The sequence below is a fragment of the Desulfosporosinus sp. Tol-M2 genome, from assembly GCF_059735615.1.
The window spans coordinates 1-17,175 of sequence record NZ_JCAIJG010000195.1; the positions used below are offsets into that span (position 1 = coordinate 1).

The window sequence follows — 17,175 nt, forward strand, 5'->3', positions numbered from 1 at the left end:
CTTTTGAGGATAATTACATATTATCGAAGTTCGTGGTTCGTGGTTCAAAAATTGGATATTTGTTTTATTATAACATAGCCAACTTCAGGTGACATCATGCTATTGATCAATAAAAACCTATATGTTTATCTTCTAGCTCTAAAAGCCTTTGCTTAATGTCCAAACCATCGGCATAGCCCGTCAAATTTCCGTTTTTACCGATTACTCGATGACAGGGCACAATAACTGCAATCGGATTTCTATGGTTCGCCATGCCCACAGCTCTCTGCCCTTTGAGATTTTTAACCTTTATAGCTATTTCACCATAACTACGTGTCTCTCCATACGGAATGCGCAGGAGTTCTTCCCAAACTCGACGTTGAAAAGGTGTCCCGATCTGATGAAGAGGGATCGTAAATACCTTGCGTTTTTCAGCAAGGTACTCTTGTAGTTGACGAATAGCTTCACTATTCGGCTCGCGCTTCCGAATTACAAGGCATTTTGGTAACCAACGCGACGCCCAAGTTCGCAAGGTCTGTTCTTTCTCAATAGACGGACCAAGTCCTAGCCAACATAATCCTATCAAAGTCGAAGCAACCGTTACCCCAACCTCAAGGTCTTTGATAGTCATCCTTTCCGTCCAGAAAGTAACGGTTTGGGCACTCTGATCGTTCTTTAAACAAGTATCCGTGTCTCGTCCTGCATCTCTTTTAATAGATATTGCATATCCTCTCCCTTCTGTTTATCATTGGGTTAAATCGAAGAAATCCGTCCAGCTGCCCCCGACTGCCTCAGCAATCCGTTTAGCCCAGTTTGGACTCATCTGACGTTTACCCCGTTCTAAATCGCTGATGATATTAGCGGGAATTCCTGTCTTCTCCGCTAACTCCTTTTGAGTGCCAATAAGCGCTTCAAGGCGGGCTTTTCTCAGTTTATGACCTGCATAGATCACTTGCCTTCTCTCATTCAAACTCTAATTTCCTCCATCTTTTCTATCGTTGGTTATCAAGGATCAATTCTGTGATCTTTCTCTGATGTAATTAATCAAACCATCTATTGGTTATTATATCCACTTATACTATATGGACATGCCTTCGGATATGTTAAGTCAAAGATGAAATTAAAGCAAATATTTGGTATAATATGAGAGTAACGAAAGCATGATCCCCGATAATCTATTCAGCGTTTACCATCCGGCGCACAGATTATTACTATATTCATAATGAGAGGAATGATTTCATACCATTCCCACAGGAAGAAGGTAAATACTCCTATGCCGACTATCTCACTTGGTCGGAAGATGAAAGATGGGAGATTATTGACGGTATAGCTTATATGCAAGCTACACCATCCCCTATTCACCCAGAAATATTAGTCGGCCTAGCAGTGTAAATTCATATTTGTCAACATCTGTCTGACGGACAAGGTTCACAAAGGCATTCATTAAACAGGCATGATGCTTATTAGAGGAGGATTGAGCATGACCCTACAGCAGCTCAAATATATAATAACAGTTGTAAAATGCGGTTCAATAACCGAAGCAGCAAAACAGCTATATATTTCACAGCCCAGCCTATCAAGCGCTGTAAAGGAGCTTGAGACCGAGCTTGGCATAGAGATTTTCAGGCGTACTGCAAAGGGCATAACGCTTTCCTCAGACGGAACGGAATTTCTTTCCTATGCAAGACAAGTTGTCGAACAGGCCGATTTGCTTGAAAGACACTATCTCGGTAAAAAGCCGTCAAAACAGCTTTGCTCCGTTTCAACACAGCATTACGCATTTGCCGTAAATGCTTTTGTAAACCTTATTTCTTCTCTTGATTCGGACGAGTATGAATTTACGCTGCGTGAAACGAGAACATATGAAATCATTGAGGATGTTAAGGATTTTCACAGCGAAATCGGAATTCTATATCTCAATGATTTTAACGAAAAGGTAATTACAAAATTTCTCAAGGAAAGTCACCTCGTTTTTTCGCCGCTGTTTACGGCGGACCCTCATGTTTTTATTTGTTCCACACACCCTCTTGCAAAGCAAAAGAGCATTTCGCTTGCGGATTTAGAAAACTACCCCTGTCTTGCTTTTGAACAGGGAGAATACAACTCGTTCTATTTTTCAGAGGAAATCCTCAGTACCGTTCCGCACAAGAAAATCATTCATGTAAGCGACCGTGCAACGCTGTTTAATCTGCTGATCGGACTGAACGGTTATACAATCTGCACAGGTGTTTTGAACAGCAATCTTAACGGGGATAATATTGTTTCCGTACCGCTTATAACAGACGAAAAGATGAATGTTGGCTGGATTATGAACGAGAAAACACAGCTTAGTGCCTTTGCCGTAAGCTATATCGACGAATTGAAACGGCTGATTACCGAATATGGATATTAGCAGAAAAGAGGCTGTGCTGAAACTTAAGATTATTTCAAGTTATGGTGTACTATCCCAAAAAGAGCAATTATACACCTTAAAGTGGGGAGTAATCTCTATAAATATGATAAATTCCCAAATTAAATGGGGAAATGGGGCTGTAACAAACTGGAAAACGAGTTTGGTTACAGTCCCTTAATTTTATGCCGCAAGCAGTCGATAAACCGCTTCGTAGATTTTCTGCGCAATATACGGATTGTTCATCGTGTAGAGGTGAATTCCATCAACGCCCTGGGCAAAGAGATCAACTATTTGGTCAACCGCATAAGCAATTCCTGCGTCACGCATAGCAATCGGGTTATCCTCGTAACGCTCCATCATTCTCACAAACTTTTTAGGAAGATTTACTCCGCAAAGCGTTACCATACGCTCAATCTGCTTTTTGTTGACAACCGGCATTATTCCTGCTTCAATCGGAACATCTATACCTGCAATGGCTGCTCTTTCCTGAAAAGCATAATAATAGCTGTTGTCGAGAAAAAGCTGTGTGATAAGCTGGTCTGTTCCTGCGTCGACCTTGTGTTTGAGGTTTCGAATATCGTTAATCATGCTGTTGCTCTCAGGATGTCCTTCCGGATAGCACGCGCTGATAATATTGAAATTCCCATGTTCCTTGATAAACGAAACCAGCTCACTTGCGTATTTGAAATCACCGCAAGGCTTGATGTCGGGATTGATATCTCCCCTGAGCGCAAGAATGTTCTCAATACCGTTCCGTTTCAAACCATTGAGCAGAAACAACACATCCTCTTGTGAAAGATTGATACCCGGCAGATGGGCAACGCTTTCCATGCCGTAACTGTTTTTGATTGCAGAGGCGATTTCAAGAGTTGCGTTGTTGTTTGCACTTCCTCCTGCACCATAGGTCACACTGATAAAATCGGGGTGAAGATCTTTCAGTTCGTCAAGAGTACTGTACATCGTATCGATTGAGGCAGTCCGTTTGGGTGGGAATATCTCGAACGACAGCACTTGTTTAATTTTAAAAAGTTCAGCAGTTTTCATTTCTGATTTCCTTTGCCGCCTGCACCAGATGTTCAAGGCTCGGCACAGTTTCGGCATTTCCTCTCGTTTTCAATCCGCAGTCGGGGTTAACCCATAGCTTTTCCGCCGGGATTTTTTCAAGCATTTTGTTTAGCGCCGCCTTGATCTCCTCTACGCCTGGGATTCTCGACGAATGAATATCATAAACGCCAGGGCCGACATGTGTTCTGAAATTGTTTTCTTCCAGAGCGGTCAAAATAGTAAGGTCTGAACGTGACGCCTCAAAGGTAATCACATCAGCGTCCATATTGTCAATATCCCGGATAATATCGTTAAATTCACTGTAACACATATGCGTATGAATTTGCGTTTCCGCCTTGACGCCGCTGTGAACCATCCTGAACGCAGGAATTGCCCAGTCAAGATAATCACTTCTCCAATCTGATTTACGCAAAGGGAGCTTTTCCCGGAAAGCGGCTTCGTCAACCTGAATAATCTTAATACCGTTTGCTTCAAGGTCGAGGACTTCTTCGCGGATTGCCAGACCAATCTGATATGCACATTCCTTCAATGAAATATCTTCTCGGGGAAACGACCAGTTAAGAATGGTAACGGGTCCAGTGAGCATACCTTTCATCGGCTTCTTGATAATGCTCTGCGCATAGACAGAATAGGCAACAGTCATAGGCTTGGCACGGGAAATGTCACCCCAAACAACAGGCGGCTTGACACAGCGTGTGCCATAGGACTGCACCCACGCTTTTTCCGTAAAGATATAACCGTCAAGACATTCACCGAAATACTCAACCATATCGTTTCGTTCAAATTCACCGTGAGCAAGCACATCAAGCCCAATTTTTTCCTGTAAGGCAACGCATTCCGCGATTTTCTGCTTGTTGAAATCAGTGTACTGCGCTTCTGTAATTTTCCCGCTTTTGAAAGAGGAACGGTTTGCTTTTACTTCGGCAGTCTGTGGGAACGAGCCGATTGTAGTTGTCGGAAAAAGTGGCAAGTTGAATTCTTTACTTTGGATTTTTTCACGCTCTGCAAATACCGGAAGTCTTATGAAATCCTTATCCAGAAGTGCGGATACCTTTGCTTGAATATCAGAATTGGAGCAATTTCTACTTTCATTGAAAAGTGCTGCGTTGCGGACATATACATCAGTTTCCATTGGTTTATCTGCAGATAAAATATTTTTCAGTTCCGCAAGCTCCGCCAGCTTTTCCTCTGCAAATACGAAATACTTTTTGTATTCATCCGCCAGCTTTGTTTCGTTTTTCAGCGTATACGGAACATGGAGCAATGAACAGGATGTATTCAACACTATATTGTCGCAGTGTTTTTGCAATTCACCAATAATATCAAGCGTCTTTGCATAGCTGTTACGCCAGATATTTTTACCGTTTACAACGCCTGCAAACAGAATTTTATCACTCGGAAAACCGTTTGCCTTTACAAGTGCAAGCGACTGCTTCCCCTCGACAAAATCAAGGCCTACCCCGTCAAAAGCAAGGCTTGTCACTTCAATATAGCAGTCACGAATGTCGCCAAAATAGGTCTGTAAAAGTACACTGACATTTCCCTTTGCAGAAAGGATTTGTCTGTAAAGCCTGGTGAAAAGTACGGTATCATCAGCGGTCAAATCTCTTACAAGATAAGGCTCGTCGAACTGGTACCCACTCTGCGCCAAGCTGATCGAATTTCGTGAGGATTTCGCGATAAGCCTTAATTACCGTATCTGTGAAGTCGGAAATATTCTTTTTACCCGTAAATCGCACAAGCTTTAAAAATGTTAGTGCGCCAGGAATAACAGGCTTTGTGCTGATCCCAAACTTACGTGCTTCGTTAAACTCGTCAAATGGCTTTGAACCTACAAGAGATATTTCGGTACAGTCATCGATTTCGGGAACAATATAGTGATAGTTCGTATTGAACCACTTTTTCATAGCAAGTGCTTTTACATCGCCTTTTTCGCTTTGATAGCCCTTTGCCGCCGCAAAATAGGTATCGAGCAGAGAGAGGTTCAGAGCCTTATATCTTTCGGGAACGACATTCAGCAGGCATGCTGTGTCAAGCATGTTGTCGTAAAAAGAAAAGTCGTTTGACGGAATGAAGTCATTTCCGTTTTCACGCTGAATGCTCCAATATGATTTACGGAGGGCTTTTGCTGTTTTCTGCAATTCTTCCGCTGTAATTTCTTTTCTGAAATATCTCTCAGCAGCAAATTTTAATTCTCTTAGACTTCCTACGCGAGGATATCCGATAATTGCTGTTTTCATAAGTGTTCACCCTTTCGATTTGTAATGTATTAAGTGTAGTACAAAAGTAACACCGTAGGGTAACACTCGTTTTCTATTTGATTGCATAGTTTTTTTCTATGGGACAATCGCTGCAGATCCTGCGGATAAAGCAATACGAAGTTAAGTCATGGAACGACAGTAGTCACGGAAGTTATTGACTGCGGTGAAAAATTCCCTCATCATAATTACCCAATAGTATTGATCCTTGGTCTTAAGCAGGGTTTTTTCCTCACTTTGCTTGATGCCGCCAACCATCGTAAAGAACAAAATCTCCGGTAAAAGGTACGCAGCGGCGTTAACACCATGTTTTTTGCTCATCTGTTCCAAATCAAGGGAAAGGCCAAAAAACCGCATCAGAAAATCATATAACAATCTCTCCCGCAGGCTTAAGTCGCGCCGCGCAATGATCGGGAACTCGCCCCTCTCAACTCGTTGAATATATTCAGGAATATTAAAGGTATTGGCGTAAATGCTGCCCTCAAGGTATCCTAAAGCGCCACTGCCTATCCCTGCATATTGATCATAATTGATCACATATTCATCAATTATACCTGTATCGTTAAATTTTGCCGTTTGAAGCCAGGTAGGATTTTTGCGATTAAAGCACCAGGCCGTACTTGGCTGGTAGTCTTCACTAAGCGCTTCGGTAATAAGCTCATAAAAAGGCCTTCCCCGCTCGTCGTCAACGCGCCCTAATTTTTTTTCGACATTTTTCCGGGTTGAAGTTGCTACCATAAGGGGATAATAGGTCACCTGATCAACTTTTAAAGCGCGAATGATTTCAAGGTCGCGCTTTAGCGTTTCTGCAGTCTGGACGGGAAAATTAAAGATCATATCCACATTAAAGGTCGGAAAATAGCCTTGCAGCTCAGCAATTTTCTCCATTACTTCACTGCCGCTTCCATATTTATAATAGCGGTCAGTTGCTTTCAATATTTCATCGTTAAAGGATTGCACACCCACAGATAAACGGCCTACGCCAATATCCCGCAGGGCCCGTATACGGCTCATGTCCAAATGATCAGGATTAGTCTCGACAGAGATTTCTTGAACATCAAAACAGCTCTTAATCAACTCGATAATCTCTACCAGCTCAGCCATTAAAACCGTCGGTGTCCCGCCTCCAATATAAAGAGCTTCAAAATTATAACCCCGTTCCTTGTACATGAAAATCTCTTTTTTCAGTGCGGAGAAATAAGCTCTGGCCAGATCTTCGCGGAATGTTACCCGATGAAAAGAACAATAGGGGCAAAGCTCCTCGCAAAAAGGAATATGCACATACATCATCAGGGGTTTCTTATTATTCATAATTAAAGGAAGCTCACTAGACGCATGGGGATCAAAACGCAGATATCTATCAAGTTTTTTCCTGACTGCAAAGGCAACGAATCTTTCAGTCAACATCTCCGGCCACTCCTTAATTCTTAATTTAACCCTTCAAACCCTCGAAAAGCTAAGAAGGACCAGTTTTCTTTAGACCATTGCAGTAAGCTCTGCAAATCCTGCTTGTTCCTGGTTGTTTTATTAAAATCCGTGCTTCTGCAGCGCTGCAGCACATAATTGGAAGCAACTCCAAAATCTATTATTATGCTTGACAAATCAGCTGCTTCGAGTTCGGGGCATAGCGTCGTCCTGAACTCATAAGCCAGTCCGCTATTTTTAATGACTTCCACACTTTCCCGAATTGACACTAACTCCAACCGGCTTGTCCCTGTAATTCCGGCATATTTGCTGAACGGGGCCTTTATATCCATGGCGATAAAATCCAGCAGCTCATCTTCGAGTAACGTTCTCAAAATATCCGGATTTGTTCCGTTTGTATCCAGCTTGACGAGCAAACTCCTGGCTTTCAATTCTTCAATAAATACGTGAAGATTCTTTTGCAAAGTCGGTTCTCCGCCGCTGATCACCACTGCATCAATCATTTCGTTTCTTTTCGCAAGGAATTTGAAAACTTCCTCCGGCTGGATACCGGTTGAAGCATCATTTTTTTCGATAAGACTATGATTGTGACAATAACCGCAGCGCAAATTGCAGCCCTGGGTAAAAACCACCGACGCGATCTTACCCGGATAATCAACAAAGGAAGTTTTTATTAATCCTGCTATATTCATCATCCCACTTCCGGCATGATGAATTTTTTCCTCTGTTTATACTCTTCTTTCTTCCCCAGATTATAGTTCTGGACCGGTCTCAGGTAGCCTGTCACTCTGGACCATACTTCAGCCTCGGCGCCACATTCGGGACAGCTGAAATGTTCTCCGCGGATATAGCCGTGGGCGTCGCAGATACTGAAGGTCGGCGTAATGGAGATGTAGGGAATTTTATATTTGGCGAAGATTTTTTGAATCAGCCGCTTGCAAACCTGCAGATCTTCCACCGCTTCACCCAGATACAGGTGCTGCACCGTTCCCCCGGTGTAAAGAGACTGCAATTCATCCTGCAGCTCCAAAACCTCAAAAAGGTCATCAGTATACCCTACCGGAAGTTGGGTGGAGTTGGAATAATAAGGTACTTGCGCGCCGGCGGTAATAATGGAGTCATACCTTTTCGTATCCAACATCGCCAGACGATAGGCTGTTCCCTCCGCCGGCGTCGCTTCCAAATTGTAGACGTTTCCGGTCTCCCGTTGAAATTTTACCAAGAGCGCCCGTAAATAGTGCATAACCTCCACGGAAAACTCCTGACCTTCCGCAGTTTCAATCCCTTGGCCCATGAAATTCAGCAACGCTTCATGCATGCCGACAATGCCGAGCGTACTGAAATGATTGTGCCAATACTCCCCAGTCCGTTCCTTGGCCGGTCTCAAATACGAACATGAATAGGGATACAGTCCCTTTTCTGACTGCTGCTCAATAATTTTCCGCTTAATCTCCAAGGCAGTGCGCCCGATTTCAGCCATTTTTTTCAGGCCTTGCAAAAATTCCTGTTTGGTCTTGGCTAAATAGCCTAATCTGGGCAAGTTAATCGTAACTACCCCAATTGAGCCCGTGAGCGGATTGCTTCCGAACAAACCCCCGCCTCTTTTGCGAAGTTCACCGGTATCCAGCCTTAACCGACAGCACATAGATACGGCATCTTCGGGGGACAGATCTGAGTTGTTATAATTAGCGAAATAAGGAATTCCATACTTGCAAGTAATTCTCATAAAGGCATCCGCTACCGGGCTCTCCCAAGCAAAGTCTTTGGTAATATTCAGGGTGGGAATCGGGAACGTAAATACTCTTCCCTTGGCATCTCCTTCCAGCATAACTTCACAGAAGGCCAAGTTGAACAGATCCAACTCGTTCTGAAAATCTCCGTATTTGGCCTCGGTATAGGTTCCGCTAATGATCACCTGCTCATCTTTCAGCGTAGCAGGCACCCTGATGTCCAACGTCAGATTGGAAAAGGGGCACTGAAAGCCAACGCGGGTGGGAACATTGATATTAAAAACAAATTCCTGCAAACACTGTTTGACTTGAGAAAAGGTCATTTGGTCATGCCGGATAAAAGGCGCGCAAAAAGTATCAAAGCTTGACCAAGCCTGTGCCCCGGCAGTTTCTCCTTGAGTAGTAAAGGTAGAATTTACGATTTGCCCCAGGAAAGAACGCAAGTGTTTGGCCGGACCGCTCTCCACCTTGCCGGGTACTCCTCCGAAGCCATCCAGCAGGAGCTGTCGTAAATCCCAACCCGCGCAATAGGGTCCAAAAAAGCCCAAGTCATGAATATGGCAATCGCCGTTTTCATGCGCCTCCCGCACCTCCTGCGGATAGATTTCATAAAGCCAATACTTTTTGGTAAAGGCTTCGCGGATATAATTGTTTAAACCGTTAATACTCTTCTGGGTGTTGGCATTTTCACAAATTTGCCAATCCTTATCGCCCAGATAGTCGGAAAACATGCCAATGGTCGCGCCGACCAGCGCTTCCATCTCCCGGGTGCTTTTCCTTTTTTGCCGATAAAGTATAAAAGCCTTCGCTGTTTTGGCATGTCCGTTTTCAATCAGCGCTTTCTCCACGAGATCCTGGATTGATTCTACATCCGGCAGCTTGTCCCTGAAATTAGTGTTTAAGATATCGGCTACCTGTCCGCCTATTTCCTCAGCCCGCTCATAGTCCGCTCCGCCGCAAGCTTTGGCTGCCTTAAAAATAGCCTGCACGATCTTCTCTTGCTTAAAAGCCTCAATTCGGCCATCCCTTTTCATAATTCCGGTGAGCATCAGTTAATCAACCTCCAATTATTTCAATTGAAAAGCCCCTTGACGCTGAGCGCCAAGAGGCTATGTATATCCCTGAATACATATAATTAAAGGAACTTAAGAACCCCCCCTATCGCTCGTAGAGTAACCGGTTCATGGATAAAGGCAGGTCTTCTGACTTGGGTTCATTAATGCTTCACGCCTTCCCAGTATGCACCAGTGGCCTGTCATGAAACATCTCCCCGTTACAGTGGCGGGACCGTGCAGGACTTCAACCTGCTTCCCTTTTAAGCTGTACGCTAAGTACTCGCACCTTTATTTCTGCTATTCGATTGTCTCCATGCTATCCTATGTTAGCCTAATCTGTCAATCATGAAGTTAGTTATTAATTTCAACATACGAGGCGCTCTTTTGCAAGGCTGGATCAGGACTGAAGGAAGCCAAAATAGATAAGCACGAATATACCAAGCACAATTCTATAATAAGCAAACGGTTTAAAATCCCTTTTGCTGATATAATTCATGAATCCTGCAATTACCATCCAGGCCACAATAAATGAAACGAAAAATCCACAAGCAACAACAATTAACTCGTGCGCCGTCAAGAACATGCTATTTTTGAAGAATGAGTAAGCCGAAGCGGCAAACATAGTAGGAATTGCCAAAAAGAAGGAGAATTCAGCGGCAACAACTCTTGTTGCGCCTAATAACATTGCCCCAATTATGGTCGCTGCCGAGCGCGAGGTACCAGGTATCATTGCTAAACACTGAATAAGACCGATGAGGAAAGCAGTTTTGTAACTCAGATGTTGTATTGAGCTAATTCGAACTGAGGGTCTCTTGTTTTCAATGTACAATAGAATCAGCCCCCCTACGATTAGGGCAATTGCTACAACTGTCGTATTAAATAAAAGTTCTTCTATGTATTTTCCTACTAGAAATCCTATTCCAAGTGCAGGGATCACCCCAACGAGAGTCTTTTTCCACAGGTCAAATATACCTTGATTGTCTGATGATTTGTTAAAGCCTAATGGAATAAGTCTTTTCCAAAAGTAGACAACCACCGAAAGAATAGCGCCTAGTTGTATTACCACGTCAAACATATTCGCAAATTGTTCAGTGAACCCTACAAACTGGTTCACTATAATTAGGTGTCCCGTAGAGGAAATAGGAAGAAATTCGGTAATTCCCTCGACAATTCCTAAAATCAAAGCACTGAGAAAATCGTTCATAGCATCATCTCGTTTCAACCAGTATTTCTGTTCAAAACCTTCTCCTTACTACTTTACTCGGCTCCTTAATTAAATACTAATTACAACATAAATACAACACTGACGCAAATGTTGCATATGCAATCAGGAGCATTATTTAACCAACATTAATATTATCTGCTTCAGATTTCCTCAAGCTAGTAAATCATTTTGGGCTATTTGTCTCAACCCAATCCAGTAATTCTTTGACATTATTCACCATCAAACCATCATTCGTCTTAGTTCTTTTCAAAAGGACTATCTCTATCCCTAATTCTAAGGCTGCCGAAATTTTTGTATCTGTACCCCCGGCAGATCCACTATCTCTGGTCAATAGAATATCTGCTCCATAGAATTTAAAGAGCGCTTTGTTAATTTCTTTAGAAAATTGTCCCTGCATTGCTACGATATCTTTCGGTAAGATACCCATATCCTGACATTTTTGGACTAACCGTCCTTCCGGAAGAACCCTAACAACTAAACGAGCATAACGAGCAAAGTCAGCTTGCACGATGCTTTCCAGTTGGTGGCTACCCGTCGTCACGAAAATCGTTACTAATCGTCCTTTATCTTTATGTACTGCACCGACTCGCTGTTCTAATTTGAGCAAAACTTCCTCCCAGGTACAAACTGGATATATTAATAAGCTGTCTGGAATGACAGTCTCCGGTCTTTCGAGCCTTAAATAAGGAACGCCCTGCTGCTCACACCATTGGCGTAAAGGGGCCAACTTCACGCTGCTGGAAGGATGGCTGGCATCAAGGATTAATGAAGGTGCCTCAGTGCCGGTCCAAGCTGTCCAGGTTTGTACCCGTATGAATTTAAGCCCTCTAGTGTCGAGGCATTTACTAATCTCACGTGCCGCCACAGTTTCGCCCAAAAGCATGATCATGTTTTTTCCTCCAAAGCCGTAGTGAACTCGTTCAACTAAAGATAAAACGAGTGTAATAAAAACTACGATCTTACTGTATTAGTGTTGTGATCAATGACAACTTTGTTTATGACAAATGCGTATGTCTATGGTGAATGTCGGGAGAATGTTGATCTGAGTTAAGCCGATGCCGCGTTCTTTGTCAGAACGCTTCTATATAACTCTTCCCTTGTTTTCGGCATAGGGCTAGACGTAGGCAGCCATCCTTTTTGAACCAATATGCCATGCATTTCTATCAGCCAGGGAAGTGCTAAATCGGCACGTTTCACATTTTTCGGGTGCATAAACAGCTCGCAGGGTTCTCCATGAGCAATGATCTCTCCACTGCACATTATAGCAAGCCGGTCTGACCATGAATAGGCTAAATCGACATCATGGGTGGCTAGAATAATCGTTTTACCCGCACTGCTCAACTTCTCCAGAAGCTGCATGAATTCCCTGGAATGACGAGGGTCCAGTCCAGCAGTTGGTTCATCAAAAATAATAACTTCCGGCTTCATCGCCAGAACACCCGCGATGGACACTCGTTTTTTTTGACCATAACTTAATAGATGAGTTGGTTTATCTTCGAGGTCTGTCGTTTCCGTATCGATCAAGGCTTGTTTTACTCTAGCTTTCACTTCCTGTTCTGAAAGTCCCAGATTAAGAGGACCAAACGAGATATCCTGATAAACACTGGAGGAAAAAAGCTGACTATCCGGATCTTGAAAGACGATTCCCACTTCTTTGCGCAATTCAATCAGCGCCTTGTTTTTGTAGGATATTTCTTGTCCCTGGTAATTTATTGACCCTGAATTTGGACGATAAATTCCGTTAAATTGCATAAATAACGTGGATTTTCCAGCACCGTTCGATCCCACAATGGCCAGTTTATCCCCCTTATGAACTTGCAAATTCACATTGTGCAATGCCTTTGTGCCATCAGGATAAGAATACTCTAAATCAACGGCTTCAAGGATGATTTCCGACATATTTTACCTCCAAAGTATATTCAATAAGATTAAAGGGATCTCCAAACCCGTGATAATCAGATAATTTCTGCAGCTGACAGGACGTTCCTTGGTCAGTACCTTAATCGTCCCAGAGTAACCCCGCGCTGACATGGCATTGTATAGTTCTTGGGATCTTACAAAAACTTTCCCTAACAATGCTGTAAAGAGCAGACCCAACGAACGAAAAGAGGCTCTCATCGAGATGTAGCCTGAACGTGAAAGCTGAGCACGCCTAATCGTGGAGGCTGTTTCCAAAAAGACAAAGATAAAGCGATAAATAAGCACCATCAATTCGGTGATAAGCACAGGAACCTTCAGTTTATGGAGTACGGTAATCAGCTCCGTCATGGGAGTAGTCAGTGCCAGAAAGTAAAGACAAGAAACCGAGCCCAGCGATCTGAAAAAAAGGTGAACTGCTGTGATGAAATCTGGGTAACGTATTCCAACGGTAAGACCATGAATGGTTTGAGCGAGCCAAAATCCCGATGGATTAGTCGAGACCGAAAAAGCAATCGTTAAAACGCCGATCAGGAGAAACGAAAGAGGTACAATCATTAGTCTGACAAAAATGCGAGTGGGGATGCCTGCTTTGATGACTATTCCCCCCGCCATTAAAGCCAGGACGATCAGAGGGGTGATGAGCGTGGCAGCAGTTAGACACGCCAGCACGCTCATCAGCGCGAAAAGAGATTTTTCCGCCGGGTGGACTGTTTTTAAATTATTACAATAGGCGTAACTATCTATGTCAATCAAGTTTGTTCCTTCTTGCTCGCATTGAATTTTCCTTTTGAATAACCTAAGAAGTAAAAAAAGATTCCGCTTCCTATGGCTGCCTGCAGAGCAAACAAGAAAGTTTCGACTTCACCGCTCGCTGGTTCATAGAAAGGGTTAAACCAAGGTTCATAATCGGGAGCCACCGTGTTGATTGCTTCTCCTGCTTGAACATCGGCCCCGGCGAATTCGGCATTACGTGCCAGAAAAAGGGGACCAAAGGCCAGTGCAGCAACAATGACTAGTAGGATTCCATTCTTGGCAATGGGTTTCATGCTTTCACCCCCTGTTTTTTAGCAGATAACTCTTTCCCGGTAAATATACCTAAAATTGCCAACTCTTTCTGATTATAAGCACTCAGGATATTAATGACCAAAACGGTAAGGATACCTTCGCTGATGGCTAAGGGCAGCTGTGTGAAGAAAAAGATGCCCATGAATTCCAGAGCAGAGGCCATTACGCCCCCGGTCGCCGCTGGAAAGGCCAGCCCCAACTGAAAAGATGTTGTGATGTAAGTCATTAAATCGCCTATTGTCGCTGACAGGAACACAGATAGCCATAGAGGAGCTCCCAGTTTTTTTGTACCTTTATAAATACCGTATGAGACAAATGGACCGACAATTCCCATGGAGAACGTATTGGCACCTAAGGTTGTTATTCCGCCATGAGCAAGGAGAAGCGCCTGAAAGATTAGGACAAGCATCCCCAAGACGGTCATTGCCGCCGGTCCGAATAGTATAGCGCCAAAGCCCACTCCTGTTGGGTGCGAGCAGCTACCCGTTACGGACGGAATTTTAAGAGCTGATAATACAAACGCAAAAGCTCCGGCCATACCGAGCATCATTTTTAAACTTGGCTGTTCGGTCACTGTTTTTTTAATAGAACGTACCCCCGCGATAACAAACGGAATCATAGCGATCCACCAGAAGGCGGCCCAGTTGAAAGGCAAGAATCCTTCCATAATATGCATAGCATAAGCATTATTGGGAAAGACGATATAGACAGCCAAAACATAGGCAATTAAGAAACTAATTCGTTTGATCATACGCAAATTCATAATAACATCGACCCCTTTCATTTTAACATCAGCCTATCCTTCATTGACTCAACTCCATTTTCTCCTCCATTCTATAAAAAATAAGGAGACAACCTCGCATCACTCATCACAAAGATAGCAATGGATGGTTGTCTCGAACCCTGCGTTCTCTTCCGCTTCCAAGTCGCATTCGCATTTTTGAAAGCAGATCCCGCCTGAACAAGACTTTTCCCCTAAGGTCAGTTTCCCTCGGGAAACTAGTGAACTCGTTTAACTAAAGTTGAACATTACCCCCACCGAAGCAGAATAAGGTGTACCTCTCCCACTTGTAGAAGTGGGAGTCTTACGATTGGATCAAGTTATACCTAAAGATATATAAAAGCCCTCCAAAATATGAAGGGCTGAACTTAAAAATTCCTGCCACCCATACATCGTGAGTAGAGCATATGAGCAATCAGGTCTCCTGGCTCAGGTTCCTCGTTTCGCGCCTCCTTCCCAAGTTTCCTCAGTGGATGTGGCACAAACTCCCCTTTACAGTGGCGGGACCGCGCCGGATTTAAACCGGCTTCCCTGTTATGATTTTTCGGCTTAGAAAAATCGCTTGCTCATCTATAAATGATTCTGGTGCTGAAACTCTGAAAATATCAACCTAATTCTTACCCGAAGGCAAATTTGAGCTGTTTTTTCCATCTTATGGATGTCGTGATTCATAACTTTCACTAATATCTCGAATAATTGTCTGCTTGGCCGTCTTATTAAGTGGTATTCCTTCGTTCTAACCCGTTATTTCCTCTAAATTGGCGCAAGGACCCCTTGGAGTTTGACTCGAGTTTTTTTGTTTTTGTTATTCTGACGAGTATCGCCTTGTAAGAAACGAACGATCTGATGGAAGTTATGAGCGATTGTTTTTAATCCCATGGTCAGGGTACAACGTACTAAACCACGAACTCTAAGTTTGCCTGCTCCACGAGCCCGCTTTAAGGCGGAATTCGTTCCTTCAATCGCGGCACGTTTACTACCATTTTCGTTGCGATCTTTCTTGTCCATGAGGATTAAGCGGGTAGTTTCGGCGATAAGACTTTTTTGGTTGAAGCGCAAGACGGTATCCTTCTTTTGGAACTTGACGGGGCATTGATTCTTTAAGGGACATTGAGTGCAGATGTTTCGGTCAAAATGAGCACTCAAGATGCCACTCTGCGAGTTAAAATCACTCCGCGTTGGTTTTTGTGAGTTTGGACAGTTCAGGATCGATTCAAAGTTTTTAATGTTAAAGGCGCTATAAGGCAGTTTGTTTGAGAAAGCCTTTCGTCCGGTCATATCCGTATAATGGAGTTTTGCTCCAAGACGTTCCGCTTTTTTAACGAGTTCGCTACTATAATATCCCCCATCTACGTAAAGGTCTTTCACGGGAGTGCTTTTTTGAAGTCTTTCAAGACTTTGATCCGCCATTAAGACATCACTTGTGCTATTCGGTTCCACCTGGAAATCCGTCACAATTTGAACGGGATTAGCCTCTGCGCAGGTCTCTATGAGATTGACCGCATAGCCGACATGATTTTTGCCCGCCTTTTTCCGAAACGTTGCCTCTGAATCAAAGGCTGATTGAAGGGAACCCGCGGCGATATCCTTGTTTTCTTTAGCCAGCCGTACTTTGCGTTGGTCATCATAAATCGTTTGTTCTTTCAAAAAGCGAACGAGTACCTGAAATTCTGAACGCAGTTGAAGTTCCACGTTATCCTTCACAAGTTGGCTGAGTTCACCTCCTGAATTCAAGAGTTTTTCTAGACGTGATGAGACTTCGGTATCTTTTAATTTGTAGAGGAGGGTTGTCTTGTAATGGGAATCTAAGACTTCTAAAAGGTCCGAGCTAAGAATCTCTGGCGGACAGACCTTGATGGCTTGAAGTAAAACATCATAAGCCAAGGCGAGACGTCCAGCCCGTTTGATGTTCGACATGACCTGAGTTGAATCCATTCTCTGTTCGTCGGTATCCAGTTGAGCGACTTTAATGAAGTGTTGGACGAGTGTTTCAAACTGTTGAAAGATCACATCCCCTTCTTTGGGATGATCCAAGGTGTATTGATATAGTCTGGCTCGAAATTCATAGAAGGTTCTGCGCGCAAAATACCGTTCTCCGATATTACGGAGGCCAACGGCATAGGAAATTTGAAAGTCGTAGGCAAAGGCGTCAAAAAGGACTTCATCCGTATAATTCTTTAGATGTTTGATGATTTCCAGAGCCACTAGGATATTGATCGGAAAATTCGGACGTCCATTATCGCTGGAATAGAGGGGCTCAAATAGTTTCTCATCAATTTT

The 17,175-nt window shown here is 43.4% G+C and carries 14 protein-coding genes, 2 pseudogenes and 2 riboswitches; of the genes and pseudogenes, 2 read left to right on the plus strand and 14 right to left on the minus strand.

Features of this window, described 5'->3' with window-relative positions; genetic code table 11:
• Positions 1 to 106 precede the first annotated feature (106 nt).
• On the minus strand, positions 107 to 610 hold the full coding sequence (locus AC6I5A_RS14040; RefSeq protein WP_497900784.1) for a methylated-DNA--[protein]-cysteine S-methyltransferase: 504 nt from the start codon (positions 608 to 610) through the stop codon (positions 107 to 109).
• Positions 611 to 724: 114 nt separating this feature from the next.
• Entirely contained in the window at positions 725 to 949 is a 225-nt protein-coding gene (locus tag AC6I5A_RS14045; protein ID WP_034617432.1) for a helix-turn-helix transcriptional regulator, read from the minus strand.
• 269 nt (positions 950 to 1,218) lie between these two features.
• Between AC6I5A_RS14045 and AC6I5A_RS14050 the strand changes: the two are divergent.
• A pseudogene (locus AC6I5A_RS14050) lies at positions 1,219 to 1,362 on the plus strand (Uma2 family endonuclease); the annotation flags it as partial.
• A gap of 97 nt (positions 1,363 to 1,459) precedes the next feature.
• Positions 1,460 to 2,371: a LysR family transcriptional regulator gene (locus AC6I5A_RS14055; RefSeq protein ID WP_034617434.1), complete on the plus strand. Its 912-nt coding sequence runs from the start codon at positions 1,460 to 1,462 to the stop codon at positions 2,369 to 2,371.
• Between the two features lie 180 nt (positions 2,372 to 2,551).
• Here AC6I5A_RS14055 and metF read toward each other — a convergent pair whose 3' ends face one another.
• From metF to AC6I5A_RS14115, 12 genes and pseudogenes are all read right to left on the minus strand, one after another.
• On the minus strand, positions 2,552 to 3,415 hold the full coding sequence (gene metF, locus AC6I5A_RS14060) for a methylenetetrahydrofolate reductase [NAD(P)H] (protein ID WP_034617437.1): 864 nt from the start codon (positions 3,413 to 3,415) through the stop codon (positions 2,552 to 2,554).
• Positions 3,402 to 5,676, minus strand: a pseudogene (metE, locus tag AC6I5A_RS14065) (5-methyltetrahydropteroyltriglutamate--homocysteine S-methyltransferase). Before metE ends, metF begins: the two are co-directional and overlap by 14 nt.
• A 141-nt stretch (positions 5,677 to 5,817) precedes the next feature.
• Positions 5,818 to 7,101 carry a coproporphyrinogen III oxidase family protein gene (locus AC6I5A_RS14070; protein ID WP_034617439.1) on the minus strand — a complete coding sequence of 428 codons (1,284 nt, stop codon included), beginning with the start codon at positions 7,099 to 7,101 and terminating at the stop codon, positions 5,818 to 5,820.
• Positions 7,102 to 7,121: 20 nt separating this feature from the next.
• The gene (locus AC6I5A_RS14075; protein ID WP_497900785.1) at positions 7,122 to 7,814 is read right to left on the minus strand and encodes an anaerobic ribonucleoside-triphosphate reductase activating protein; all 693 of its coding nucleotides are present in this window, start codon (positions 7,812 to 7,814) and stop codon (positions 7,122 to 7,124) included.
• Complete coding sequence (locus tag AC6I5A_RS14080; RefSeq protein ID WP_034617449.1) at positions 7,811 to 9,898, minus strand: ribonucleoside triphosphate reductase; 2,088 nt, start codon at positions 9,896 to 9,898, stop codon at positions 7,811 to 7,813. The genes AC6I5A_RS14075 and AC6I5A_RS14080 overlap by 4 nt, the downstream gene beginning before the upstream one ends.
• Positions 9,899 to 10,024: 126 nt before the next feature.
• Positions 10,025 to 10,209: riboswitch (cobalamin riboswitch) on the minus strand.
• 92 nt (positions 10,210 to 10,301) lie between these two features.
• A complete protein-coding gene (locus tag AC6I5A_RS14085; protein WP_034617470.1) occupies positions 10,302 to 11,108 on the minus strand; it encodes an undecaprenyl-diphosphate phosphatase in 807 nt (268 codons plus the stop codon).
• A gap of 184 nt (positions 11,109 to 11,292) precedes the next feature.
• A complete protein-coding gene (locus tag AC6I5A_RS14090; RefSeq protein WP_034617451.1) occupies positions 11,293 to 12,018 on the minus strand; it encodes a precorrin-6A/cobalt-precorrin-6A reductase in 726 nt (241 codons plus the stop codon).
• Positions 12,019 to 12,176: 158 nt separating this feature from the next.
• The gene (locus AC6I5A_RS14095; RefSeq protein WP_034617454.1) at positions 12,177 to 13,028 is read right to left on the minus strand and encodes an energy-coupling factor ABC transporter ATP-binding protein; all 852 of its coding nucleotides are present in this window, start codon (positions 13,026 to 13,028) and stop codon (positions 12,177 to 12,179) included.
• A gap of 3 nt (positions 13,029 to 13,031) precedes the next feature.
• On the minus strand, positions 13,032 to 13,802 hold the full coding sequence (gene cbiQ / locus AC6I5A_RS14100; protein ID WP_034617457.1) for a cobalt ECF transporter T component CbiQ: 771 nt from the start codon (positions 13,800 to 13,802) through the stop codon (positions 13,032 to 13,034).
• Positions 13,799 to 14,095 (minus strand): energy-coupling factor ABC transporter substrate-binding protein, encoded by a 297-nt coding sequence (locus AC6I5A_RS14105; protein WP_034617461.1) that lies wholly within the window; start codon positions 14,093 to 14,095, stop codon positions 13,799 to 13,801. The genes cbiQ and AC6I5A_RS14105 overlap by 4 nt, the downstream gene beginning before the upstream one ends.
• A complete protein-coding gene (locus AC6I5A_RS14110; RefSeq protein WP_497900786.1) occupies positions 14,092 to 14,898 on the minus strand; it encodes an energy-coupling factor ABC transporter permease in 807 nt (268 codons plus the stop codon). The genes AC6I5A_RS14105 and AC6I5A_RS14110 overlap by 4 nt, the downstream gene beginning before the upstream one ends.
• Positions 14,899 to 15,292: 394 nt before the next feature.
• A riboswitch (cobalamin riboswitch) is annotated at positions 15,293 to 15,476 on the minus strand.
• Positions 15,477 to 15,648: 172 nt separating this feature from the next.
• Positions 15,649 to 17,175, minus strand: a 1,527-nt coding sequence (locus AC6I5A_RS14115) for a DDE transposase (protein WP_034617464.1), incomplete at its 5' end; no start/stop codon positions are given.

Excerpts from the sequence above, each read along its gene's own strand:
- AC6I5A_RS14040 (WP_497900784.1), bottom strand. The coding sequence starts at position 610 with ATGACTATCAAAGACCTTGAGGTTGGGGTAACGGTTGCTTCGACTTTG.
- AC6I5A_RS14055 (WP_034617434.1), top strand. The coding sequence starts at position 1,460 with ATGACCCTACAGCAGCTCAAATATATAATAACAGTTGTAAAATGCGGT.
- metF (WP_034617437.1), bottom strand. The coding sequence starts at position 3,415 with ATGAAAACTGCTGAACTTTTTAAAATTAAACAAGTGCTGTCGTTCGAG.
- AC6I5A_RS14070 (WP_034617439.1), bottom strand. The coding sequence starts at position 7,101 with ATGTTGACTGAAAGATTCGTTGCCTTTGCAGTCAGGAAAAAACTTGAT.
- AC6I5A_RS14075 (WP_497900785.1), bottom strand. The coding sequence starts at position 7,814 with ATGATGAATATAGCAGGATTAATAAAAACTTCCTTTGTTGATTATCCG.
- AC6I5A_RS14080 (WP_034617449.1), bottom strand. The coding sequence starts at position 9,898 with ATGCTCACCGGAATTATGAAAAGGGATGGCCGAATTGAGGCTTTTAAG.
- AC6I5A_RS14085 (WP_034617470.1), bottom strand. The coding sequence starts at position 11,108 with ATGAACGATTTTCTCAGTGCTTTGATTTTAGGAATTGTCGAGGGAATT.
- AC6I5A_RS14090 (WP_034617451.1), bottom strand. The coding sequence starts at position 12,018 with ATGATCATGCTTTTGGGCGAAACTGTGGCGGCACGTGAGATTAGTAAA.
- AC6I5A_RS14095 (WP_034617454.1), bottom strand. The coding sequence starts at position 13,028 with ATGTCGGAAATCATCCTTGAAGCCGTTGATTTAGAGTATTCTTATCCT.
- AC6I5A_RS14105 (WP_034617461.1), bottom strand. The coding sequence starts at position 14,095 with ATGAAACCCATTGCCAAGAATGGAATCCTACTAGTCATTGTTGCTGCA.
- AC6I5A_RS14110 (WP_497900786.1), bottom strand. The coding sequence starts at position 14,898 with ATGAAAGGGGTCGATGTTATTATGAATTTGCGTATGATCAAACGAATT.